Annotated in this window: 24 protein-coding genes; 9 read left to right on the top strand and 15 right to left on the bottom strand. The window is 36.6% G+C overall.

Annotated elements, in window-relative coordinates; all coding sequences use genetic code 11:
* The first annotated feature begins 24 nt into the window (after positions 1-24).
* The 5 genes from BME96_RS03845 (at position 25) to serA (ending at position 5,509) form a co-directional block, all read left to right on the top strand.
* Positions 25-786 carry a cyclase family protein gene (locus BME96_RS03845; protein WP_071648320.1) on the top strand — a complete coding sequence of 254 codons (762 nt, stop codon included), beginning with the start codon at positions 25-27 and terminating at the stop codon, positions 784-786.
* 44 nt (positions 787-830) lie between these two features.
* Complete coding sequence (locus tag BME96_RS03840; RefSeq protein WP_071648319.1) at positions 831-1,934, top strand: 5-methyltetrahydropteroyltriglutamate--homocysteine S-methyltransferase; 1,104 nt, start codon at positions 831-833, stop codon at positions 1,932-1,934.
* 117 nt (positions 1,935-2,051) lie between these two features.
* Positions 2,052-2,480, top strand: a complete 429-nt coding sequence (locus tag BME96_RS03835; RefSeq protein ID WP_071648318.1) for a general stress protein — start codon at positions 2,052-2,054, stop codon at positions 2,478-2,480.
* A 270-nt stretch (positions 2,481-2,750) separates the two neighbouring features.
* Positions 2,751-3,902, top strand: coding sequence for a pyridoxal-phosphate-dependent aminotransferase family protein (locus BME96_RS03830; protein ID WP_071648317.1), 1,152 nt, complete (start codon positions 2,751-2,753; stop codon positions 3,900-3,902).
* Between the two features lie 20 nt (positions 3,903-3,922).
* On the top strand, positions 3,923-5,509 hold the full coding sequence (gene serA, locus BME96_RS03825) for a phosphoglycerate dehydrogenase (protein ID WP_060680280.1): 1,587 nt from the start codon (positions 3,923-3,925) through the stop codon (positions 5,507-5,509).
* 132 nt (positions 5,510-5,641) lie between these two features.
* Here the strand turns inward: serA and BME96_RS03820 are convergent, their stop codons facing one another.
* A complete protein-coding gene (locus BME96_RS03820; protein ID WP_071648316.1) occupies positions 5,642-6,418 on the bottom strand; it encodes an HAD family hydrolase in 777 nt (258 codons plus the stop codon).
* A 160-nt stretch (positions 6,419-6,578) separates the two neighbouring features.
* Between BME96_RS03820 and BME96_RS03815 the strand changes: the two genes are divergently transcribed.
* The 3 genes from BME96_RS03815 to BME96_RS03805 all read left to right on the top strand — a co-directional run bounded on the left by BME96_RS03815 (position 6,579) and on the right by BME96_RS03805 (position 9,232).
* Complete coding sequence (locus tag BME96_RS03815; protein WP_040954510.1) at positions 6,579-7,676, top strand: branched-chain amino acid aminotransferase; 1,098 nt, start codon at positions 6,579-6,581, stop codon at positions 7,674-7,676.
* A 173-nt stretch (positions 7,677-7,849) separates the two neighbouring features.
* Positions 7,850-8,617, top strand: coding sequence for an NRDE family protein (locus BME96_RS03810; RefSeq protein ID WP_071648315.1), 768 nt, complete (start codon positions 7,850-7,852; stop codon positions 8,615-8,617).
* A 15-nt stretch (positions 8,618-8,632) separates the two neighbouring features.
* Positions 8,633-9,232 (top strand): class I SAM-dependent methyltransferase, encoded by a 600-nt coding sequence (locus BME96_RS03805; RefSeq protein WP_071648314.1) that lies wholly within the window; start codon positions 8,633-8,635, stop codon positions 9,230-9,232.
* 66 nt (positions 9,233-9,298) lie between these two features.
* Here the strand turns inward: BME96_RS03805 and BME96_RS03800 are convergent, their stop codons facing one another.
* From BME96_RS03800 to BME96_RS03765, 8 genes are all read right to left on the bottom strand, one after another.
* The gene (locus BME96_RS03800) at positions 9,299-10,660 is read right to left on the bottom strand and encodes an FAD-binding oxidoreductase (protein WP_060680272.1); all 1,362 of its coding nucleotides are present in this window, start codon (positions 10,658-10,660) and stop codon (positions 9,299-9,301) included.
* A gap of 474 nt (positions 10,661-11,134) precedes the next feature.
* Positions 11,135-12,790, bottom strand: a complete 1,656-nt coding sequence (locus BME96_RS03795; RefSeq protein ID WP_071648313.1) for a peptide ABC transporter substrate-binding protein — start codon at positions 12,788-12,790, stop codon at positions 11,135-11,137.
* A gap of 225 nt (positions 12,791-13,015) precedes the next feature.
* Positions 13,016-13,450, bottom strand: a complete 435-nt coding sequence (locus BME96_RS03790; RefSeq protein ID WP_019377064.1) for a universal stress protein — start codon at positions 13,448-13,450, stop codon at positions 13,016-13,018.
* Positions 13,451-13,555: 105 nt separating this feature from the next.
* Positions 13,556-13,978 carry a DUF1801 domain-containing protein gene (locus BME96_RS03785; RefSeq protein ID WP_071648312.1) on the bottom strand — a complete coding sequence of 141 codons (423 nt, stop codon included), beginning with the start codon at positions 13,976-13,978 and terminating at the stop codon, positions 13,556-13,558.
* A 16-nt stretch (positions 13,979-13,994) separates the two neighbouring features.
* Positions 13,995-14,324 carry a chaperone CsaA gene (gene csaA / locus BME96_RS03780; RefSeq protein ID WP_019377062.1) on the bottom strand — a complete coding sequence of 110 codons (330 nt, stop codon included), beginning with the start codon at positions 14,322-14,324 and terminating at the stop codon, positions 13,995-13,997.
* 117 nt (positions 14,325-14,441) lie between these two features.
* A complete protein-coding gene (locus BME96_RS03775; RefSeq protein WP_071648311.1) occupies positions 14,442-15,689 on the bottom strand; it encodes a glutamate-5-semialdehyde dehydrogenase in 1,248 nt (415 codons plus the stop codon).
* A gap of 13 nt (positions 15,690-15,702) precedes the next feature.
* Entirely contained in the window at positions 15,703-16,803 is a 1,101-nt protein-coding gene (gene proB, locus BME96_RS03770) for a glutamate 5-kinase (RefSeq protein WP_071648310.1), read from the bottom strand.
* Between the two features lie 377 nt (positions 16,804-17,180).
* Complete coding sequence (locus tag BME96_RS03765; protein ID WP_121615660.1) at positions 17,181-18,605, bottom strand: DHA2 family efflux MFS transporter permease subunit; 1,425 nt, start codon at positions 18,603-18,605, stop codon at positions 17,181-17,183.
* A 226-nt stretch (positions 18,606-18,831) separates the two neighbouring features.
* Between BME96_RS03765 and BME96_RS03760 the strand changes: the two genes are divergently transcribed.
* Positions 18,832-19,338: a YusW family protein gene (locus tag BME96_RS03760; RefSeq protein ID WP_071648309.1), complete on the top strand. Its 507-nt coding sequence runs from the start codon at positions 18,832-18,834 to the stop codon at positions 19,336-19,338.
* Positions 19,339-19,679: 341 nt separating this feature from the next.
* Here BME96_RS03760 and BME96_RS03750 read toward each other — a convergent pair whose 3' ends face one another.
* The 6 genes from BME96_RS03750 to BME96_RS03725 all read right to left on the bottom strand — a co-directional run bounded on the left by BME96_RS03750 (position 19,680) and on the right by BME96_RS03725 (position 23,673).
* On the bottom strand, positions 19,680-20,543 hold the full coding sequence (locus BME96_RS03750; RefSeq protein WP_019377057.1) for a DUF6612 family protein: 864 nt from the start codon (positions 20,541-20,543) through the stop codon (positions 19,680-19,682).
* 129 nt (positions 20,544-20,672) lie between these two features.
* On the bottom strand, positions 20,673-21,050 hold the full coding sequence (locus tag BME96_RS03745) for a hypothetical protein (protein ID WP_071648307.1): 378 nt from the start codon (positions 21,048-21,050) through the stop codon (positions 20,673-20,675).
* Positions 21,051-21,170: 120 nt separating this feature from the next.
* Entirely contained in the window at positions 21,171-21,524 is a 354-nt protein-coding gene (locus BME96_RS03740; protein WP_040954496.1) for a DUF7957 family protein, read from the bottom strand.
* A gap of 644 nt (positions 21,525-22,168) precedes the next feature.
* Complete coding sequence (locus tag BME96_RS03735) at positions 22,169-22,420, bottom strand: hypothetical protein (protein ID WP_071648306.1); 252 nt, start codon at positions 22,418-22,420, stop codon at positions 22,169-22,171.
* 208 nt (positions 22,421-22,628) lie between these two features.
* Complete coding sequence (locus tag BME96_RS03730; RefSeq protein WP_071648305.1) at positions 22,629-23,114, bottom strand: hypothetical protein; 486 nt, start codon at positions 23,112-23,114, stop codon at positions 22,629-22,631.
* Positions 23,115-23,199: 85 nt separating this feature from the next.
* Complete coding sequence (locus tag BME96_RS03725; protein WP_019377048.1) at positions 23,200-23,673, bottom strand: hypothetical protein; 474 nt, start codon at positions 23,671-23,673, stop codon at positions 23,200-23,202.
* Positions 23,674-23,753 lie beyond the last annotated feature (80 nt).

The raw sequence follows: 23,753 nt of genomic DNA, 5'->3' as shown, positions 1-23,753 counted from the left end.
CTTTCAATTAAAGAGGTGATTGTAATGACAAATGAGTTAGTACACCAAGAAAAAAACGAATTATTGCAAGCAATTGATTTATTGAAACAAAAGCAATGGATAGACTTAACTCACACTTTCGGACCGAATTCCCCTCATTTCGCTGCGTTTGATGGTGCGGAATTTAAAACATTATTTGATCACAGCGACGGATTTTTTGCTCAACAATTTAGCTTTGCAGGTCAGTATGGAACACATATAGATGCTCCAATCCACTTCGTACCTAATTCGCGTTATGTTGATGAATTGGATTTAAAGGAACTTGTCCTACCATTAATCGTAATTAATAAATCAAAAGAAGCCCAACTAGATCCTGATTTCACTTTATGTGTTCAAGATATTCTCGACTTTGAAGCGGAGCATGGGGAAATAGAATCCGATGTATTTGTAGCTTTACGAACAGATTGGAGTAAACGTTGGCCAGATCAACTAGCTTTTGACAATAAAGGAGAAGATGGTGATAACCGCACACCTGGATGGGGACTAGATGCTCTAAAATTTTTATTTACGGAAAGAAAGATAAAAGCCATTGGACATGAGACATTCGATACTGATTCTGCTATCGATTATAAAAAACGAGGAAAACTGGCTGGTGAATATTACGTACTTGATCAAGACACGTTCCAAGTAGAATTATTAACAAATCTCTATCAACTCCCTCCCACTGGGGCAGCAATTTTAAATTTTGTACCGAAAGTAGAAGGAGCTTCTGGATTCCCAGTACGATCTTTTGCGATTCTACCTTAGAAATAGGTTACAAAAAAGACAAATGAAGAAAGAAGGATTAGATGATGACTGTTACATTGACGAAAGCACCATTTAAAGCCGACCATGTTGGAAGTTTATTGCGGCCAGATACATTGCACAAAGCAAGAAATGAGTTCAAAGAAAGTACTATTACCGCTAGTCAGCTCCGAGAAATAGAAACAGCTGAAATTAAAAGAATAGTAGATAAACAGATTGAAATAGGTCTTGAAGTAGTAACGGATGGAGAATTCAGACGTTCCTGGTGGCACTTGGATTTCTTGGAGCATTTAGATGGAATAGAAGGATTTGTACCGGAGTCAGGCTACCATTTTCAGGGGGAAGAAACAGAACGATACAATATACGAAATACAGGCAAAATAGCTTTCAACCCAGATCATCCGTTTATTCAGGATTTTATTGAATTTAACAACATTGTAGACGGGCGTGCGACAGCAAAACAGACCATTCCAAGTCCAAACCAACTATTCCACGCTGGTATTCGTAACCCTGAGGTTTATCCTGATGTAGAAACATATGCTGATGACATTATTAAAGCATATCAAGATGCCGTGGCAGCATTCTATAAAGCTGGAGTACGGTATCTTCAATTCGATGATGTTTATATTGCTGGACTAAACGTGGATGACCTCTTCGCATATGAGCCAGATTATTCAAGAGAACAATTAATAGAATTGGCACTACGCGTTGTCAATAGTGTATTGGAAGCAAAACCTGCTGATCTTGCCATTACCACCCACCTTTGTCGGGGTAACTATAAATCGACATGGGCATTTGAAGGTAGTTATGCACAGATAGCTCCTACTTTATTTGCAAAAGAAGAAGTAAATGGCTTCTTTCTTGAATACGATGATGATCGATCTGGCAACTTTCAGCCATTAGCACATATTCCCAATGGGGGAGCACAGGTTGTAATTGGTGCAGTCACCTCCAAGTTTGGAAATCTAGAGGAAAAAGAAGCAATCAAGGCAAGAATAACGGATGCTGCTAAATACGTACCCTTAGAACAGATTTGCTTAAGTCCACAATGTGGATTTGCTTCCACCCATCACGGTAATAAACTAACGGAAGAACAGCAATGGGAAAAATTAAAACTTATCGTTGAGGTTGCTAAAGAAATTTGGAACTAGTAAATTTTTATTCTTTTCCAAAAATAGATTCTATTTTTATGATCTCCCATGTTTTAAACCTCTTAGTGCTGGGAAGTTACTTATATAGGTAGTTTTTCTTATAAAAGGAGGTTGCATATGGGTAAGGAAGTCTTTGGTCCTTTCCAAGCAAATGATGAAGTAATCAGACTTGTAAGCAACTTAGAATTAAAAGGCTATAAATCTGAAAACATTACTGTATTCGCCAACTCTGATGATTTCGAAGAGCTAGACAAAAGAACAGATGTATCTGTTGAAAGTAGTGTGACTGATGAGGAAGAACCTACTTTCATGGACAAAGTAAAACGAATCTTCTCCAATGATGCAGGAACACACCCGCACTTACACGACCGCCTGTTAAATTCTGCTGTAACAGATAAACAAGCCAAGGAATATGTGGATGCAATTGAAGATGGCGGCGTACTTGTAATTGCAAATAATGATTTAAAAATGGGGCATGATGCCACGAATGAACCAATGGTAAATAATACAAATATGAGTGAATCTGCTATTAAAAGAGACTATTAATGAAATGGTGAACATAAAATTGTTCACCTTTTTTATTGTTCAAAAAAGTACTTAAAGTGTAAAACCCCTTCTCCTACTACTGATTTGCCTTTCCTACAGCTTTTAAAAATCTCCCTATCTTAAAAACAAATTCTAAATTTCATATATTTTATTGACATTATATTTATTTCTGCTATGATTTTAAATATTTACACAACATAATGATTAACAAACTTTTTAAGGTTAAAAGTCTAATAATGTTCGGATTTCAAAAAGGAGTCGATAATAAGTATGCTTGCAGAACAAACAATTTTAAGAATACCAGGACCCACACCTATTCCCCCCTCTGTGAATCGGGCAATGAACCAACCAATGATTGGGCACAGGGATCAGGAAACCAAATCTCTCTTAGAAAGCATCAAGCATAGATTAAAGCCAATATTTGGTACGAAGCAAGAAATAATGGTACTTGCAGGAAGTGGAACTGCAGGTTTAGAAACAGCTGTAGTAAATACCGTACAGCCCGGGGATGAGGTATTAGTTATTATTACTGGAGCATTTGGGGAGAGGTTTGCCAAAATCTGTCAGGAGTATAATATTACTACTCATCTACACGATGTCCGTTGGGGTAATGCGGCAGAACCTCAAGCAGTTGCGGAATTACTAAAAAAACATCCGTCCATCAAAGCAGTGTTCGCAACATATTGTGAAACCTCCACGGGAGTATTAAATCCGGTTAAAGATATAGCCGAAGCAGTACATACTAATTCAGATGCGTTGTTTATTGTGGATGGTGTATCATGTGTTGGTGCAGTGGAAACCAAAATGGACGAATGGGGTATTGACGTTCTCGTAACCGGATCTCAAAAAGCAATGATGCTGCCACCCGGGCTTACATTTATTGCTGCAAGTAAGAGGGCGTGGAAAGTAATAGAAAAGAATAAACAACCCCGTTTTTATTTTAACCTGCAAAAATACCGGGATAATCTAGAGAATAATTCTACACCATTTACTCCAGCAGTGTCTCTATTATTCGGTTTAGAGCAAGTGCTGCAACTATTGGAGAGTGAAACGTTAGAAAAGGTATATCAGAGACATCAAGTAATGATGAATATGACAAGAGCAGCATTTAAAGCAATGAATATTCCGCTTTTAACAAGCGACACAGCCGCCTCCCCTACAGTTACGGCCATAAAACCAGAGGATTTCAATCCAGAGGATCTTAGAAATATAATTAAGCAGGATTTCAAAATGACTGTAGCCGGTGGCCAGCAGCATCTAAAAGGAGAAATTTTTCGCGTTGGTCATATGGGTTACTGCTCACCTGCAGACGTGCTTCAATCCATTAGTTTAATAGAGATCGGCATTAAAAAGATAGGAAAAGATATTACATTAGGTCGAGGAATTCAGGCCGCACAAGAAGTGTACATTCAACAACTATAAATTCAGGAGGTTATTTATAAATGGCACATAAAGTCTTGATCACCGATCCACTTAGCGAAGAAGGTATCCATCCACTCCTCCAGTCAGAGGATTTTACAGCAGACATTGCTACAGACCTGACACCTGAAGAGTTGAAAATCCGAATTACTGGTTATGATGCATTATTGGTAAGGAGCCAAACACAGGTCACTCGCGATTTAATTGAGAAAGCAGTAAATTTAAAAATCATTGGACGTGCTGGAGTCGGCGTTGACAATATTGATCTGGAGGCAGCTACGGAAAATGGGATAATCGTAGTAAATGCACCAAATGGTAATACGAATTCGGCTGCTGAGCATACAATGGCGATGCTGATGGCATTGGCGAGAAATATTCCACAAGCCTATTTATCTCTCAAAAACCAACAATGGGATCGTAAAAAGTATGTTGGGACCGAATTAAAAAATAAAACGTTAGGTGTCATTGGTCTAGGTAGAATTGGCGCTGAGGTTGCTTATCGAGCCAAAGGCCAGCGAATGAATGTAATGGCATATGATCCATTTTTAACAGAGGAGAAAGCAGAAGCTATGGGGCTGGACTATGGATCTGTTCAAGATGTTCTTAAAGCTGCAGATTTCATTACTATTCACACACCATTGTTAAAAGAAACCAGGCATTTACTTAATAAAGAAGCTTTCGAAATAATGAAAGATGGTGTTCAAATCGTGAATTGTGCTCGTGGTGGGATTATAGATGAGGAAGCCTTGTATGATGCAGTTCTTTCAGGAAAAGTGGCAGGCGCAGCACTAGATGTTTTTGAAGAAGAGCCTTTTTATGATAACAAACTTCTCGATTTACCAGAAGTTATTGCTACACCACACCTTGGTGCGAGCACGGTAGAGGCACAGGAGAATGTTGCCATTGATGTATGTGCAGATGTCATGCATTTTCTTGTATCTGGCGCTGTAAACAATCCTGTAAATCTTCCATCCGTCCCAAGCGACATATTAAGTAAAATCAGGCCTTATTTTGAGCTGGCGGAAAAGCTTGGCACCTTCCTTATCTATTTAACTGATGAAGTGCCTGAGGAAATTAATGTTACCTATTCCGGGGAAGTGTCAGCAGGAGAAATAGCTCCAATCACAAGAAATGCAATTAAAGGAATACTAAAACGCCACCTTGGTGACCATGTAAATGATGTAAATGCAATGTTCCTTGCTGATAAAAAAGGAATTAATGTAAATGAAAGTAAAACATCAAAAGCGAGAGGCTTTGCTAACCTTCTGACTTTAGAAGTGAAAACGAAGTCAGGAGTACGAAGGGTTTCTGGCACACTATTAAACGGCTTAGGGCCACGTATTGTTAAGGTTGATAATTATAGTGTTGATGTCACTCCACAGGGCCATATTGTCGTAATTCATCACCAAGATCAACCAGGCGTTATTGGTAGAATGGGAAGCTTGTTGGCAGAACATCAGATTAATATCGCTACAATGCAAGTGGATCGTTCTGATATGGGTGGCGATGCCATTATGATGTTAACGGTTGATAAACATTTGGAGGATGCAGAGATCAATGCCCTAAAAAACCTTGAAGAAATAAAGGAAGTAATGGCAGTAGATTTATAGATACGAAAAACTGCTGGATTGCAGTGTTGCAAACAATAAAGCCGGACGCACTCGAAAGATAGTACTAATTTTCGGGTTCGTCCGGCTTTTACTTTATTCAATAACTTTTAGACTTTGAATCTTAGTGGGGTTCTATAGCAACTTATGAATTTCCCGTAAGCTACTTATTTCATATGTAGGAACAATCTCATTATTCTTTTCCTTCCCATTACGATTAACCCATACAGAGTCGATCCCGGCCTTTGAGGCCCCTAATATATCTGTATGTAAATTATCTCCAACCATCAGCACTTGCTCTTTTTTTAAAGAGAGCAGCTCCAAAAGATGCATAAATATGCTGACATCCGGTTTTCCCCTTCCAAAAGCACCAGAAATAACAATATGTTCAAAATACGGTTGCAGCTCCGGTGTAATATCCAATTTTGTATATTGTAGTTCTGGAGAACCGTTGGTTAGTAATACAAGAGGATAATTATTTTTTAACTCATCAAGCACTTCAAACGTTTCCTCATAAACATACGGATGTCTTTTTCTCATTTCGGGGAATGTGTTAGCCAGCTCTTTACCTAATGCAATATCATTTACACCGATGTCCTTTAAACCCAACGTCCAAGCATCCTGTTTATATTGGGGCACTATTTCTCTCAATCTATTAAAGTCCTTGCCTTCATCATTAAAATTCCCCCAAAGTCCTTCAAATGGGTTAATTCCTATCTCTTGAGTAAATGCATACGTGTCATAACCTGCATATAATTGTCTGGCTCGCACCCTAACTTTTTCCTCGAACAGCTCAGGGTCAACACCATATCTTTCACGAACCACCTCACAGGTAGCTTTAAATGCTTCTTTTACACTCTTTGCATCCCACAATAGAGTGTCATCCAAATCAAATATAATAGCTTTTTTCATTATCTGTATTCCCCCTTTTCAATTCATAATTACGTCAAATTATACTACAATTCAGTAGACATTTTAATTAATTCTAAAAAACTGAAAATTTAGGGTTGCGTTTATATTGAATATAGCTTATTATTAGTATTAAAATTTTTAACAACAAGGGGACAGTGACATGGAAGAATGGACAGTAGAAGTAGAGCATTGTAAATCACCAAAAGAAAAGCCGAAAACCGAGGAATTGGAGTTTGGGAGGATTTTCACAGATCATATGCTAGTGATCGATTACACGGAACCGGTAGGATGGCATGATGCCCGCATTATACCTTATCAGCCATTGACCATCGATCCATCTGCCATGGTATTTCACTATGGCCAGTCGGTATTTGAAGGTTTAAAAGCTTATTATACACCGGATGGCGATATCCAATTATTTCGCCCGGAAAAAAACCTGGAACGTATGAATCGTTCGAATGATCGTCTCTGTATTCCACAAATTGATGAGTCGCACGTGTTGAAAGCAATTAAGCAGCTTGTTCATATGGAAAAAGACTGGGTACCAACTGCTGAAGGAACTTCTCTTTACATTCGTCCATTCATTATATCAACAGAACCTTTTATTGGCGTAGCACCGGCACACCATTATAAACTAATCGTCATCTTATCACCTGTAGGCGCCTACTACAAGGAAGGAATAAATCCTGTAAAAATTGCAGTCGAAAACACCTTTGTCCGCGCAGTTAAAGGGGGCACCGGAGAAGCAAAGACCGGTGGGAATTACGCCTCCAGTTTAAAAGCTCAAGAATTATGTGCAAAACAGGGCTTCACCCAGGTTTTATGGTTGGATGGAGTAGAAAAAAAATATATTGAAGAAGTTGGCAGTATGAACGTTTTCTTTAAAATCGATGGCGAGATTGTAACCCCTTCGTTAAACGGAAGTATATTGGAAGGTGTTACACGAAATTCTGTCATCCAACTATTAAAGCATTGGCAATTGCCTGTAACGGAAAAAAGAATCTCCATGGAAGAATTATATCAAGCTCACATGGATGGTACTTTAGAGGAAGCATTCGGCACAGGTACGGCAGCTGTTATCTCTCCTATTGGACAATTAAGCTGGGAAGGTAAGGATTTGCATATTAACAACGGTAAAACAGGCAAAGTAGCTAAGGCCCTTTATGAAACATTAACCGGCATTCAATATGGCAAAGAAAAGGATCCATTTAACTGGATCGAAAAAGTTACTGAAACAGAAACAATACCAGTGAAATAATTTGTTATATAGGACGATCGTATTTTTTACGATCGTCCTTTTGCGTTTATAAGAACAATATAGATTAGAGCAAAAACTTTCTCATTGTAATTTGTTTGATGATATACTTTTTACTAAGCAAACTTCCTGGGGCATACCATGAAGAAATTTACTGTAAGTAGAGGTGGGCCTCTATGTGCCTAATTAATTTGCACTTTCAGCAACACGCAAATTATAAATTAATCGTAGCTGCAAACAGAGATGAATTTTATGACAGACCGACAAAACAAGCACATTTTTGGGATGACAAACCTTTTATATTGGCAGGAAGGGATCTTCGACAAATGGGGACCTGGATGGGAATTACAAAAAATGGACGTTTTGCCGCATTAACCAATTACCGAGATCCAAGTCAAGCTGAAACCGGAAAACGATCCCGTGGAAGCATTGTTACAAATTTTCTATCTGGTAATGTCAAACCAATAGAATATCTTTCTTCCTTACAAAAAGACAAAGATAACTTTGCTGGATTTAATGTCATTCTAGGCAGTAGTGATTCTCTCTATTACTATAGTAACCAAGAAAATAAAATTAGGCCAATAAATGTTGGCACACATAGTTTGAGTAATCATTTGCTCAATACCCCATGGCCAAAAGTTACGAAAGGCAGAGATAAATTAAAAGAATATGTACAAACACATTCAGAAATGGTCCACGATGATCTGCTCCAGCTTGTCGCGGATGCCGAAATGGCAGAAGATCATGCATTGCCTGATACTGGTGTAGGACTTGAATTAGAACGTAACTTATCACCTTTGTTTATTAAGACCGATGGCTACGGTACTCGAGCTTCTACAATATTAACAATAGATATAAATAATATGGTACATTTTACGGAGCGTACGTATGAAGGTGGAATAGCAAAAAACGAAGTAAGTTACCATTTCAAAATCAACTCATAAAGAGGGGAAGAAAAAATGTCAAAGAAACATTGGAATGATCAATTTTCAGAGGCTTATTATATTTATGGTGAAGATCCAAATGCGTTCATAAAAGAAAACAGCAATCGAATCCCCTCTCATTCTAGCATTGGGTGTTTTGCGGAGGGCGAAGGCAGAAATGCAGTATACCTTGCCGGGTTAGGACACGAAGTCACTGTATACGACCAAGCAGAAGAAGGTTTAAGTAAAGCGAGACGGCTTGCCGATAGAAATAATGTCACTATAGAAACAAAAGCAATAGACTTGGTACAGGAAAAAATAGCTCAAAACCAATATGATGCAGCCATTCTTGTTTTTGGACATGTGCCAAAAAATGGTCAAGAGACCTTTTTCACTAATATATTTAATTCTGTTAAACCTGGTGGTTATATTTTGTTTGAGGTTTATTCAGAAGATCAATTCCAATATAAAACTGGCGGGCCACCAACAATCGAAAATCTTTATGACCCGGCCTCTATTTTAAATTGGATAAAGGAATATAAGTGTTTACATTTCTACTACGGAGAAGCAGTAAGAAACGAAGGAAGTAAACACACGGGATTATGCCATGTTATTCAAGGAATTGTTCAAAAATAAAAAATGCATATTCAAAAAAGAGTCTGTCACTAAAATTGTTTTTTGAGACAGACTCTTTTATATACTTTAACCTAATACCTTACCTGGATTTAATATATTTTCCGGATCAAGGGCTGCTTTAATTTTACGCATAACTAATAATGCATCTCCATGTTCCTTTTCCTGGTATTTTTGTTTCCCCACTCCAACACCGTGTTCACCTGTACATGTGCCTCCCCTTGCAAGTGCATAGGAAACGATATGTTCATTAACCTGATTTGCCTTCTCTATATCCTTTGGGTTATTTACATCTACCATGAGGAGGATATGATAATTTCCATCGCCAACATGACCAACGATTCCGCCAATAAGTCCGGACGCTTCAACTGCTTGTCTTGCATCCTTTACCGCTCCAGCAAGTTCAGAAATTGGTAAACAGACATCTGTCACCATTTGCTTTTTACCTGGATTCCCGTGCAAATATGCATAAGCGGCATTATGTCTTGCTTCCCATAATTGATTTCTGGCTGCGGTATCTGCTTCAAAAGCCATCTCTTCACAGTTGAAATCAGTAAGTATCTCTTTGGTAAACGAGACATCTTGGTTTAAGCCTGCCTCATTTCCATGAAACTCAAGAAAAAGTGTTGGTACTTCTTTATAATTCGTATCACTAAAAGAATTAATTTGTTTCATAGATTGCTCATCTACTAACTCTACTCTGGCTACTGGTACACCAGCTTGTAAAATTCCAATTACAGCATTAACTGCATCTGCAACTGTTTTAAAGGATGCTCTTCCAGCCATAATTTCTTCTGGAATTCCGTGAACTTTTAATGTTAATTCTGTTATACATCCTAATGTACCTTCAGAACCTACAAACAAGCTATTCAAATGATAGCCTGAAGAAGACTTAGCAGCCATATTTCCAGTATGTATTACCATTCCGTCAGCTAGAACAACTTCTAAATCTCGAACTTGATCACGCATAATACCATATTTTACTGAGGTCGTTCCACTCGCATTCGTGGCAGCCATTCCTCCCAGAGTTGCGTCTGCTCCTGGGTCAACAGTGAAAAACAAGCCATATTTCTTTAGTTCTTTTTCAAGCTGTGTCCGTGTAACTCCTGGTTGCACTTTTACTAAGAAATCATCTGCTCTTACTTCTAAAATTTTATTCATTAATGAAAAATCTATTGTTATTCCACGTTCATACGGAATCACATTTCCTTCTAAACTTGTACCGAGTCCATAAGGTACAACTGGAATGTTGAGCTCTGCAGCCACTTGCATCACCTTACTTACTTCCTCTGCACTATTTGGAAATACTACGACATCCGGTGTTTGTGGTGTATGATAAGATTCATCGGAACTATGCTGTTCCAGTACGTTCTCGTTTATTGTTACTCTGTCTGCTGGTATAAATTCTTTTAAAGCATTAAGAAGTTCCATTGTCGTTCCCCCTTCATAAAAGCAATCTCTAAGCCATTTTATCAGACAATTACGTATTTTTGAAGAAATAGCACACCTCAACTTCTCTATGATAGACATTCACTCTCGATTCCCTACCCCCAATGTCCGTCATCTACCTTATGATAGACATTCACATCCGATTTCCTGCTCCCAATGTCCGTCATCTACTCCATGATAGACATTCACATCCGATTTCCTGCTCCCAATGTCCGTCATCTACTCCATGATAGACATTCACTCTCGATTTCCTGCTCCCAATGTCCGTCATCTACCTTATGATAGACATTCACATCCGATTTCCTGCTCCCAATGTCCGTCATCTACTCCATGATAGACATTCACATCCGATTTCCTGCCCCCAATGTCCGTCATCCTCCCCACCACATTCTCACAAAAAAAGATTATCCCTAAAGCATTGCTTTTGGGATAATCTTTTACCTTGCTCTATACTATTTATTCCATGCTTGCCCACTTATATTCATACTTTGCTCCAAATGAATTATTAATTACTCCCGTCAGCTCAGGAGAAATTAATTGAGCTCTTGCTTTCTGGAATAATGGTGCAATTACTGCATCGTCGAATAATACCTTTTCAGCTTCAAGAGAAGCTTCAAATCGTTCTACTGGTTTTTGTGCTAAGTCTCCTACAGTACTCTGGACGAGCTTGTCATATTCTTCACTTGAATAACCAGTTTCGTTATTTCCGCCGTCCGTTAACCATAGATTCAACCAACCGTAAGGATCAAGATAATCTGCACCCCATGCAGAAATCGCAATATCGTAATCCATATTTGTAGTTAAATCAAGACGTTGTTCGAAAGGTACTTGCTTTAAAGTAACAGTGAGACCTGGCAAATTCGTTTGCAATTGGTTTGCAATATATTCATTCATTACTTTAGATGTTTCACTATCTCCACTTAAAAATTCAAGTTCAACTTTATCTTGACCTATTTCTTCGAGACCTTTTTCCCAATATTTCTTAGCTTCATCCTTGCTAAATGTCACCATATCACCATTAATATCCCGGAAATCTTCTCCAGTTTCAGGGTGAGCAGCAAAATCCTGAGGCACTGCTCCATTGGAGACAAGTGAGCCATTATTTAAAATTTCATCCACTAACGCTTGCTTGTCAACTGCACGACTCAATGCTTTACGGATATTCTCATTCTTAAGTGCTTCTGATTTAGTCTGGTTAAATTTAATAAAAGTCATGCTAGATTCGGTAATCGTATTAAAATCGTCTCTTGTTGAATAAAGATCCACAAGATCAGAAGAAAGATCTGCACGATCAATTTCACCTTTTTCATATAAATCAACAAGTGTTTGTGGGTTCTGAACTACATCATAAGTTATTTCCTCAAGTTGTACTGTATCTGCATCCCAATAATCAGGGTTCTTTACAAGCTTCCATTTATTAGCAGTACTTTCCCAATCTTTTAAGATAAATGGCCCATTCGATAATAACGTATCCGTAGAAGTTGCATAGTCTTTCCCTTGTTCTTCAACAAACTTCTGGTTCAGAGGTAAAAATGTACCAAACGTAGTTAAAGACTCAAAATAAGGCGTAGGTTTTTCCAAGGTAACTTCCAATGTATAGTCATCTAGTGCTTTAACACCTAGTTCATCTACTTTTTTATCTCCACTGCTTATCGCAGAAGCATTTTTAATTACACCACTCATCATGTATGGTCCATATTCAGAACCGGTGTCCGGGTTAACCGCACGTTGCCATGCATATACAAAGTCATTAGCTGTAACAGGGTCACCATTAGACCAAACAGCATCTTCACGAAGATTAAATGTCCAAGTTAACGCATCTTCACTTACTTCATGATTAGTAGCAATTCCTTCTTTAATCTCTCCATTCTCCCCCAAACGGTATAAGCCATCTGTGGTACTGCTTAAGAATTGAAAGGCATACTCATCTGTAGCCATCGATGCATCCATCGTTGGAATTGTATCTCCATTTGTTAAGTGTAAGACCTGCTCGTTATTTCCTTCAGCAGAATCTCCTGCATTATCCTCATTATCATCGCCACCACACGCAGCCATTAAGCTAAGCAATAATGCTGCCACTAACAACAATGATAATTTTCTGAATGATTTCATGTTGTATTCCCTCCTGTTTATGTAATCCCTGATGAAAAAGTCACAAAAACCATTATACTCTTTTCCTGATTAATTTGCACTAGTTTTCAAAAAATATGTCGAAATCTGTAACTTATTATTCATACTATTTTTATAGATAATGACTTTTTATTTCTTAGATAATGCTTGAACATGTTTTTTGAAGACATAAAAAATAGCCAGCATTATCAGCTGACTATTTTCGATTTATTTCATTATTAATATAGGAGACGTAGAATGTTGGACAACATAGTTACTCACACTGCCGAGGATAATCTTCTTTACATTTCCCAATCCTCTACTACCTACAATAATTAGATCGATATCTTGTTCTTCAGCGAACTTACATATGCTTTTTCCTGGGTTTTCATTTGGATCCCCCACAATAACTTCCATAAATATGGAGATGTCTAGACGTTCAAATTCTTGCTTTATTTTCTCAAGCTGTGGATGAAAATGTTCTGCGAGTTCATTCCCTATGCTTCTGGAAACAACTACATTTGTGTTAGGACCGGAAGTTCTCGCCACTGCTATGACATACACTTCTGCACCTTGTTTGATGGCCGCCTGTTGTTTCGCCTCTTCAATAGCCTGTCTGCTTAATGGAGAACCATCATACGCTACAAGTATTTTTCTACTCATCGCAGATCAACCCCTTCGTAGAGCTATTATTGACTTCCTACTTTTAGTTTAACATATTTTGGCAATATAATTAAGGTAATTAGTAGCTCTTCTATGAATTCCCTCTTATTCAGGATAGGTCTCTCTCAAAAAGGTAATAGATTGAAGGATTAATTCTTTTAGTATATTTATGTCTATATCTTCTACCTTATTAATATACACACAAGCCTTTCCGGATTTATGCTTACCTAAGGATTTCAATAATTTTTCACGTTCCATATCACCTGTTGCAAAATACAAACTTATTCTTGCTTTTCTGGGAGAAAAACCTACAAGTGGTGCATCTCCTTCATGACCAGTTTTATATTTATAATGGTAAGAACCAAAGCCAATAATACTATCTCCCCACATTTTCGCTTCATATCCAGTTGTTTCTGTAAAAATCTCCAGTAGTTTATAAGCATCCTCACGCTTCCGGTTATTTTCCACTTTTTCTATAAATTCAATTACATTTTCATCATTTTCTTTCGTTTTCAATTCGTATGCCATCATGCTTCATCCTTTTTTAAGATATTGAAGTTCCATTCTCCACTTTTTCATCAGGGCGTAATAAAACCACATCACCTTCTTGAGGGACTCCTCCGATTACGAGGACTTCTGATTTAAATCCAGCTATACGCATTGGTGGGAAATTTACGACACCTACTACTTGTTGACCAATCAGATCTTCAGGGGAGTATCGCTTGGTGATTTGAGCAGAGGTCTGCTTTATTCCTATTTCTCCAAAATCAATCTTCATTTTAATTGCCGGTTTCTTTGCCTCAGGAAAAGGCTCTGCTTCCAAGACGGTTCCTATTCTCATATCAACTTTCATAAAATCCTCAATATTAATCATTACGTTTGCCTCCTGTCAATTACTTATTAATCATTATTTCTATTTAACAAGGTAAAATACCTTTAAAAATAGACACATTTCTAAGCATAGAAATATGTCTATCATTTGTTATATTATTCAATTCCGTATTTGACCATTTCCATGAATAACAAATTTACTTGATGTCATTGCCTGTAAACCCATTGGCCCTCTTGCATGTAGTTTTTGAGTACTGATGCCAATCTCTGCTCCATACCCAAACTCAAAGCCATCCGTAAATCGTGTAGAGGCGTTATGGTAGACAGCAGCCGCATCTACACCAAGCATAAATTGAGTAGCATGCTTATCATTTTCTGTAATGATTGCCTCTGAATGCTTTGTTCCGTATTTGTTTATGTGCTGAATAGCATCACTACAAGAAGATACAACTTTTATGCTTATAGACAGACCGAGATATTCAGTTGACCATGCCTCCTCTGTTGCTCTTTCTGCATCAGGGTAAACCTCACAGACATTTTCATCCCCTACAGTCTGCACCTCATTATCATTAAGTGCCTGTAGCAGTTTCTTCCCATGCTCCATAAACCATCCCTCATGTATTAATACACTTTCAATTGCATTACATACAGAAGGTCGCTGCAGTTTTGCATTTAAAACAATATCTATAGCCATTTCTTCTTTTGCGGATTCATCAATAAAAACATGACAATTACCTGCCCCTGTCTCTATTACTGGCACGGTAGCTTCTTTTACAACTGTGTCAATTAAATTTTTTCCTCCACGTGGAATCAATACATCCAGATATTCATTTAATCGGAATAGTTCTTTTGCTGAATCACGACTGGTATCTTCTATCAGTTGCACTGTGTTGACAGGTAGTTTACTTTTCTTTAAAGCTTCGTGAATGGATTGTACGAGTGCCATATTGGAAAACTTTGCAGACGAACTTCCTCTTAATATCACAGCATTCCCTGCTTTAAGGGTTAATGTTGCAGCATCAATCGTTACATTTGGCCGAGCTTCATAAATCATTCCAATGACCCCAATTGGAACGCGCTGTTTCTGGATATGCAAGCCATTTTCCTTTTCGATCGATTCCAGTACTTCCCCAATCGGATCGTTTAACTCTACGAGCTGATAGATGGAATCAATCATGCCTTTCACTCGTTGTGTATTCAGCATTATTCGATCAAGAATTGCAGGGAAAATACCTTTCTTTTTGCCAGCTTCCAAATCTCTTTGATTTTCTGCAAGTATTTTCTCTTGATCTAGAACTAATTGTTCTGCAATCAACCTTAATGCTTCATTTTTTTCTTGGGTAGTAACACGCATTAAAACAAAACTCGCTTCCTTGGCAGCCTTCCCTTTTTCCCTTACCTCTGTCATAAAAACTCCTCCTTTATTTTACATTCACCCAGCGATTGCGATGAATCACTTCTACTGATGGTATGATTGACTTATCGCTTATTCCATGTCTTCTATTTATAGCACGATTTACATCTTCCGAAGAACAGCTCACCTCTCCTTTTCCAAGTAAACCATTTAACCCATATACTTCTACAACATCACCTATGTTGAACCGGCCTTCCACTTTGAAGACTCCTGCTGGTAGCAAGCTTCCGCCATGGTATAAAATGGCCTCCTCGGCACCTTGATCAATAAAGAGTTTTCCACTTGTTTCCGAATGAAGGGCTATCCACTGCTTTTTTGTATTAATCGGTTGTAGGGAACCATTGGATATATAAGTACCGTCACCTTCACCTGCCAGAATACGAAGCAGTTTATCCCTTCCTCTTCCTTGACCGATAAAAACAGAGACTCCTAAAGAAAGAGATGTTTTGGCGGCCTGTAGCTTTGATTTCATACCACCCGTTCCAACTTTTGAACCTCTATCATCTGTTTCCTTCAGCATTTCTTCTGTAATGTCTTCAAGATAGTCATATCTTTCTGCATCAGGGTTCGTTCGAGGATTCCCATTATATAATCCATTAATATCTGTTAGCATAATTAATAAATCAGCATGAATAAACCCACTAACAAGTGCTGAGAGCATATCATTATCTCCAAAAGTTAATTCTTCAATCGCAACGGTGTCGTTCTCATTAATAATTGGTAAAATTCCCCTGTCAAGTAATTCAGTGACTGTGGCAAAGCCATTTTGATATCGTTCCCGACTGGCAAAATCCTCCCGCGTCAATAATATTTGGGCAGGGATGATGTTAAATTCTTTAAATTTAGCAATATATGTCTGAATAAGAAGGCTTTGTCCTACTGCGGCCGCAGCCTGTTTGCCTTTTACGGTAACAGGTCTGGAAGAATACCCTATCTTAGGAAAGCCTGCAGCCACGGCGCCAGAGGAAACAAGAATTACCTCATGGTTTGCTTCTCTAAGACCAGCAATTGCTTTCACATGTTCATCAAGCTTTTTTTGGTCGATTTCACCACATTCATTTGTTAAAGAACTACTGCCAATTTTTACAACAATTCTTTTTTTGCTCATTCATCTCTACTCCTATACACTGTCCATTATATTTTTCTTCTCTTAGCTCTCTTAAATAACGGAACTAAAAAAAGCCCAATCATCCTCTATATAAGGACGAAAGGGCTTCACTTCCGCGGTACCACCATTATTGGATGCATAGTGCATCCCACTTCATTCTCTAACGCTGAATAGCGCCCATGTTTTGCATGGGACTCTAAAGGCAGGTTCTGCAAGGAGATCGTGGCGATATCTTCCAGCTGCTAAATATCACTCTCTGTCACTACTCCAACACATACTAATCCTTCATTAACGTTCATCTATATTTCATATTATTATGGAGAGAATTGGAGCGTATGTCAATAGTATTTTCAAAATATTTTTTTATACTTGGAGATCTAGGCAGATTGCTTTATCTCTGATCTGGAGCCTTTAATAAAAAAGGCAAGGATTAAAGCAATTACTGCGAACACACCAGCAACAATAAAGGACACATTTACACCATGAATGAAACCATGCACACCTTGTTCAGGTATAGCGCTGTTCGTCATGACGGTTACGAGCAATGCAGTGCCGACAGCACCAGCAACTTGGCGCATCGTGTTATTCATAGCTGTTCCATGTGGAATCAAATGAGCTGGAAGCTGATTAAGACCAGCTGTCGTTACCGGCATCATTACCATTGCAATACCGAACATACGAACAGCATTAACAGTTGCTAAGTAAGCAAACGTAGTGTTTTCATCCAAGTTTGTAAACATAAACGTAGTAACCGTAACAATAGATAAACCAATGATCGCTAACCATTTAGCACCATACCGATCAAAAATTCTTCCTGTTATCGGGTTCATTATCCCCATGACGACTGCGCCGGGTAACAGCATTAAACCAGATTCAAATGCACTAAAACCAAGCATGTTCTGCATGAGTAATGGAAGTACAACAGCTCCACCAATCATTGCCATAAAGACGACCATGCCCAGGATGGTAGTGAGCGTGAAAATACTATTTTTAAATACTCTAAATTCCAAAATAGGCTGTTTCAACTTCATCTGTCTTAAAATAAACCATGTGAGTGATACTGCGCCAACAATCATAGCTATCGCAACTTGCAAGCTTAGCCAGCCGGAATTTCCTGCTGTACTAAATCCATATAGCAAACCACCAAAACCAAAGGAAGATAATATAATCGATAATACATCCACTTTAGGAAATGTTTGTTTGGTAATATTTTTCAAAATAAAATATGCAACGAAAATATCAATAATAACAATTGGAAGGATTACATAAAATAAACTTCTCCAAGGATAGTGTTCAACTAACCATCCAGATAGTGTTGGTCCTATAGCCGGAGCAAAGGCAATCACTAAACCGAACATCCCCATGGCAGACCCACGTTTTTCAATTGGGAATATTAAAAATAGAATTGTTTGCATTAATGGCATAATAATTCCTGCTGCTGCAGCTTGCAAAATTCTGCCGACCATTAGCATTGCAAAATTCGGTGCTAAAGCACAAACTAAAGTCCCCGCAGCAAAAGTAATTAGAGCCGTTAAAAATAATCTTCGAGTAGTAAAACGTTCAATTAAAAATGCTGTTATTGGAATCATAATACCGTTAACGAGCATAAATACAGATTGCAGCCATTGCGCTGTATTCGCATCCAGCTCTAAATCTGCCATTATGTGAGGTAAAGCTGTAGCTAACAAGGTCTGATTTAAGATAGCTACAAAAGCCCCTGAAATTAATACAATCATAAGAGGTACTCGGTTAATCTCTGGAGTTCCAGACTGATTATTAGTTTGATCCATTTGATCTCCCATCTTTTATTTCCTTCTTTCTATATATACTGCCTGTGCCCACTATTTCTTAACTCATTTTATACTACCCATTCTATATGTGCTTAACACTTAAATCGGATAACTTGTACACTTTATCATAACTTACCATAGAATAAAAGTGATAAATCAATCCTAACTCATACGTTTAAAAGCTGTGTTTTCGGGTAATACTACTTCATATATTCACAACAAGATGGGAGCGAAAAGAATGAAAAAGAGATTAGCAATAACACGCTTATTAGCCTTTCTCCTTTTAGTTATAATTATTACTGCATGTAGTGACAATGAGGAAGTGACAAATCCTCCACAAGACAATGCCACAGAGCAACAGCAGGGAGAAAATGATAATACGGATACAGGAGATGCCGGAACTAAAAAAGAAACAACTACGAGCTATCCATTTACAGATTTCGACTTGGATGCTGACTTTAATAATATAAATGACACCGTGGATGTGGATTACGAGCAAGAAACAGAGAAAACAGAAGCAACGTATAAGGATAAAGAACAAGAATTAGACCTAAAAGGCAATGAAGCAATGGACAAACTAGATAATATCTTCTCTAACTTTGACTTTAACAAAGATACATCTCAAGAAGAAGTTATAAAAGCTGTACAAGATGCATTCAAATTACCAGAAGATGCAGCTATAGATCTAGAAATCACTTTTACGGATGGCACCAATAAAGAGTATCAACTATATAATCCTAACTAAAACGAGCAGCTAAATGCTCGTTTTAATTATTTTTTGTTTCTCTTTTTTTTCTGAAAAAATTAGTTGAAAGTAATAAAAGTATGCTTACAACGATAAGGGGGGTAGACAATGCCCCAAGAGCTTCAGGCACTTCCTCCACCAATTCAAATCGGTCACTTAAAGCAAAACCAATCGCAAAAACAACCAACCCAACATAAAAAAGAGCTTTACCGGTTCTTGTATAATTAAAAATGGTCTACACCTCTTTCAAAGCCAGAGAATCTATAATTAGTATTATAATGCATTTCTAATAAACCGTAAAAAAGGACACTCGTGGAGTAATAACGAGTGTCCCTTTATTTTTATTGTACTACAGCATCATTTTTAACTTCTTCAGGAACTTCAATTTTATCAATACTGTTGATATTGGAATACGTTGAATCAACTTTTTGAACGATGTTAATTGCATCCCCCTCCGGCTGCATTGTCATATCCATATCCATATTAAATTTATTCATTTGATATGTTTCTTTATCAAGGTAAAGTTCGAAAGACATGCTATTTACTTTCATGTCTTCAATCGCCTGCTGTTCTTCTTCTCCCATTTCTTGCATAAGTTCAGGAGGCATTTGTTCCTTTAACATTTCTTGAATTAATTCATTGAATTTCTCACCATCTGCTTTCAGCTTTAAAATGAATTCATCAGAGGATTGCTCAAAGGATAATTGATCTGCATAATCTTTTAACATCTTTAACTGTTGAGATGGATCCGGTTGTTGACCTGCCATTTGTTGGATCATTTCCATAGAAGCACCTTCCATCTTCATCCATTGACCCATTTGATCGCTAAAGACATACATAGCGTTATCGACCAAATACATCTCCATTTCCATTGCCGGCAAATTTTCCGTACCTGCCATATTCATCTTTGTCGTCCCTTTTAAATGAGTGGCAAGTGGATCTAATGTCATTTTTGTCGTAAAATCACTCTCTGTATCCATTGCTACTCCGTCAGCTTCCGAGCTAATTTGTTGTTCTAGCTTCATATCCACTTCAGCACTTTCCATCTTTTCTGAAGCTTCCAGTGCCTTAGTATATACTTCTTCTGCCGTTAACTCACTTTCCTCTTCTTTTTCTGTACCTTCTGTCGGCTCCGCCTTCTCATTACAAGCCACAAGAACAGTTGCCAATAGAGTTGTTAGGAGCAGCATCATCCATTTCTTCAATGTAATATCCACCTTTCTAAGTTAGTCTCCCTATCTATACGAAAGACGGATATGGAAGGTTCCAGGTTTTTCCGAATAGTTAGTGATTTTAAGGGGCAGGAATTTTAAAATAGCTTATTTCCTGCTATTCTATTGAAGTAATTGTTTTAAGTAATCGTTTATATAAGAAGGATTTACTCTAGTTGTAACCAAGCCTTTTCTTCTAAATCTTAATATATGATTTTTCATCTCAATGAGGGCGTCAATCTCTTCTAGCGCTACATTCTTATGGCATACAAATTTATCTTCTCGAAAAAAATTATGGGTGGAGATATCCTGTAAATTATCACTTAACAACAATAACTCACCTTCGTCTAAGGTATGTTTTCCAATTCCACTCGTTTGAAAAGTTACTCCCTTAAAAATAGCTTCATGTGTTAATTCATATACATCTTCTACTTTTCGATCACTTACTTCCTTTATAAATATATCAGAATGAACATTTCCTTCTAAATCAATCAATGCCAAAAAATAATAACACCCTGACAACAAATGTTTTTTATTTATTTGTTCAACAGATTTCTTCTTGAATTGATAAATTTTCTGGTATTACCACCATTAAAGATGTTGTTAATTTGTTAAATAAAACTACTTAACTATTTGCATATCTATTATTTTTCCATCGTTTACATCAATTTGAAATTTTCTCCCCATAAAATCAGTGGCAAATAAATTATTATTTTTATCTAGATTTAAACCAACATAAGGCACACTTTTCAGTTCTTTTCTACTCCTAATATTTGAGGGGCATATTTGCCAAAGCTTATCTCCTGAAATAGTATAACATTGTACGTTGTTTAGTTCCTTGTGGCTTAGTGGTACTCTAGTTGGAATCTTTAACAGTATGAAAATTCTATCTGGTAAAGATATGGTACTTTCTATAGTATATTCAAAATAAATAGTCCGGTCTCTTAATTTTAATTCATTTTCATTTACTAACATGTTTATTACCTCAACAACTCATCACACTGTTCAATGTTTAAGCAATTTTATACTTTTAAAAAATATTAATGCTCATTTGAAGTTCTTTTTATGTTGTATTAGCACGAGTTCATAGAAGTAATTAAAAGCATCGGATTCTTTATTGAATTTTTTAATAATATAATGACCTAAACGTTCACGAGTTTTAAAAACCTTCCATACTCCTTCATCAAAACAACACCCCATCACATAAGAGTCATCTGTAATTTATTCTAACTCAATTTCAAATTCACCCAGATTTATATCTTCTTTCTCAAGCCTTTTTATAAACTCAGATTTCCTCATAATGTACCTCTTTCTATTATAAGAATTCTGTTTTGGAGAAGATGTCGCCAGTAATTCGATAGACATCAACAGAATAGTAAGCAGCAAACTTTAATTACGGTGGTTTTATGTGAGTGAACTGGATGAAATTTGTCATGCATTTAGTGGGAGGAAAATTTATTCAAATTTAAAAAAACAGCTGAATAATTTACATTTACTGTATTTACTGTTGTAAATTATTTAAATGGTAGGAAATCCCCACCATTGGTACAGTATATCTATTTTTAGTCATTCACCACTTTTCAGATATTGAAGATTTTTTTGTTGAATAGTAAAATGTGTTAATTGCTAAATCTATTATGCTGACTTAACACTAATTTATAAAAATAGTCAAACGCATCCTCTTCACTATCTATCTTTTTAATAATGAAGTGACCACCACGTTCTCTTGTTTCGTAAACTTTCCATACCCCTTGATTATATGCACAACCTAATACAAGTGGAGCATCAGATATCTTGTCGAGTTTTATAATATATTCCCCAATATTTAACCCTTCAGATTCTATTCTTTCTAAAAATTCTTGCTTTTTCATTTTTACCCTCCTTCTATTATTTCGGTATAAACCTAATTATTCCCATTATTTGGGTACCACCTTAATTATAGTGGTAAAGAATACACTCATCAGATAAAGGCGCGAAAAAGAGAATTAAGCCCGTGTCTGCTGAAAAATAATACCCTGCCAAAAAGGTTAATTCTATCTTTGTTTAGAAGGTTGGATTGAATTTATCTGTTATCAATACTTATTCAATTAGGTTACTTATATATTCTCTTATGTTCTCTTTATTAATTCGATTTACTTCAGTATCTCTATCACTAAATTTCAAAATTGGTACTTTATATTCTATGAGTGCATCAATATCATTTAATGCAATTTCTTTCTCAAAAATAAATTTATCTATTCGCTCAAAACCATAACGAGGCATATCTTCAATATTATTACTATAGATGGGAATAGAATCATTACCTAACAAAAACTTACCTATGGCAGTTGGCAAAAAAATCTCCCCTTTATAAAGCACTTTAAATTCCAGTTTATAAGCAAAGCTAATTTCTGTCTCCGATACTATCTTAATTAAAATCTCAGGGTGTTCTTTACCAAGAATATCTGTATATTCTTTAAAACCATATATTTTGTCTTGCGGGTTATGGCTAGTTAATTCTATTTCTTCATTAACTAAATCTATTGTATATATGTTATTTTTATAAATACCATATTGAATTGTCATCAAACCCTTTTCAATAAATATACATTCACTTAAATACTTTCATTTTTTAATTTATAAATGTAGTTGTTTATTTTAATTATCCATTTTAGATAATGCTGAAAATATACTCTTTCTCATAATACTTATTAAAATTTTCAATGTTTTTTAGAGGGTTATTTTTTTTCATACCATTTTCAAAGGTTATTATTTGAGTTAACTCATCTTTATTTTTATATACTGCTTCTTTTATATTTCGTACCAGGATTTCTCTGTTGATAAAAAATGTTGCTTTTCCAATTTCTTCGTAAAAAATACAGGCATCAAAATATAGTATTGCAATATACACATTACATGCATTCTCGTTTAACAACTGTTTCAAATTATTTTCAAATATTTCCTTTATATTTGCTGCATTTTCAAGTTGTTTATAAAAACAATTTACTAAAACTGAATTTATATCTGTGGGAAATACATCTGATGTATACTTTGATACCTCTACTTCATATGGCTTTTTCCCACATAACAGATCTTTGGCTTCATTATTTTGAATAGCTTTATTTATCAAGTAATCATAATTCATATTTTATTCTCCCTAAACGTAAACTCTAGTATTTTATAATTGAAACTTATAAAGTGATCGTTAATAAATAATTCTTCTTC

This window comes from Virgibacillus halodenitrificans, assembly GCF_001878675.1.
In the GTDB taxonomy this organism is placed as follows: Bacteria; Bacillota; Bacilli; order Bacillales; family Amphibacillaceae; genus Virgibacillus_Q; species Virgibacillus_Q halodenitrificans.
Note: the sequence above shows the minus strand (reverse complement) of the source record. Positions and strands in the feature narration are given on the sequence as shown.

Coding starts and splice junctions, on each gene's coding strand:
- BME96_RS03845 (WP_071648320.1), top strand. CDS start 25: ATGACAAATGAGTTAGTACACCAAGAAAAAAACGAATTATTGCAAGCA.
- BME96_RS03840 (WP_071648319.1), top strand. CDS start 831: ATGACTGTTACATTGACGAAAGCACCATTTAAAGCCGACCATGTTGGA.
- BME96_RS03835 (WP_071648318.1), top strand. CDS start 2,052: ATGGGTAAGGAAGTCTTTGGTCCTTTCCAAGCAAATGATGAAGTAATC.
- BME96_RS03830 (WP_071648317.1), top strand. CDS start 2,751: ATGCTTGCAGAACAAACAATTTTAAGAATACCAGGACCCACACCTATT.
- serA (WP_060680280.1), top strand. CDS start 3,923: ATGGCACATAAAGTCTTGATCACCGATCCACTTAGCGAAGAAGGTATC.
- BME96_RS03820 (WP_071648316.1), bottom strand. CDS start 6,418: ATGAAAAAAGCTATTATATTTGATTTGGATGACACTCTATTGTGGGAT.
- BME96_RS03815 (WP_040954510.1), top strand. CDS start 6,579: ATGGAAGAATGGACAGTAGAAGTAGAGCATTGTAAATCACCAAAAGAA.
- BME96_RS03810 (WP_071648315.1), top strand. CDS start 7,850: ATGTGCCTAATTAATTTGCACTTTCAGCAACACGCAAATTATAAATTA.
- BME96_RS03805 (WP_071648314.1), top strand. CDS start 8,633: ATGTCAAAGAAACATTGGAATGATCAATTTTCAGAGGCTTATTATATT.
- BME96_RS03800 (WP_060680272.1), bottom strand. CDS start 10,660: ATGGAACTTCTTAATGCTTTAAAAGAATTTATACCAGCAGACAGAGTA.
- BME96_RS03795 (WP_071648313.1), bottom strand. CDS start 12,790: ATGAAATCATTCAGAAAATTATCATTGTTGTTAGTGGCAGCATTATTG.
- BME96_RS03790 (WP_019377064.1), bottom strand. CDS start 13,450: ATGAGTAGAAAAATACTTGTAGCGTATGATGGTTCTCCATTAAGCAGA.
- BME96_RS03785 (WP_071648312.1), bottom strand. CDS start 13,978: ATGGCATACGAATTGAAAACGAAAGAAAATGATGAAAATGTAATTGAA.
- csaA (WP_019377062.1), bottom strand. CDS start 14,324: ATGATTAATATTGAGGATTTTATGAAAGTTGATATGAGAATAGGAACC.
- BME96_RS03775 (WP_071648311.1), bottom strand. CDS start 15,689: ATGACAGAGGTAAGGGAAAAAGGGAAGGCTGCCAAGGAAGCGAGTTTT.
- proB (WP_071648310.1), bottom strand. CDS start 16,803: ATGAGCAAAAAAAGAATTGTTGTAAAAATTGGCAGTAGTTCTTTAACA.
- BME96_RS03765 (WP_121615660.1), bottom strand. CDS start 18,605: ATGGGAGATCAAATGGATCAAACTAATAATCAGTCTGGAACTCCAGAG.
- BME96_RS03760 (WP_071648309.1), top strand. CDS start 18,832: ATGAAAAAGAGATTAGCAATAACACGCTTATTAGCCTTTCTCCTTTTA.
- BME96_RS03740 (WP_040954496.1), bottom strand. CDS start 21,524: ATGTTAGTAAATGAAAATGAATTAAAATTAAGAGACCGGACTATTTAT.
- BME96_RS03735 (WP_071648306.1), bottom strand. CDS start 22,420: ATGAAAAAGCAAGAATTTTTAGAAAGAATAGAATCTGAAGGGTTAAAT.
- BME96_RS03730 (WP_071648305.1), bottom strand. CDS start 23,114: ATGACAATTCAATATGGTATTTATAAAAATAACATATATACAATAGAT.
- BME96_RS03725 (WP_019377048.1), bottom strand. CDS start 23,673: ATGAATTATGATTACTTGATAAATAAAGCTATTCAAAATAATGAAGCC.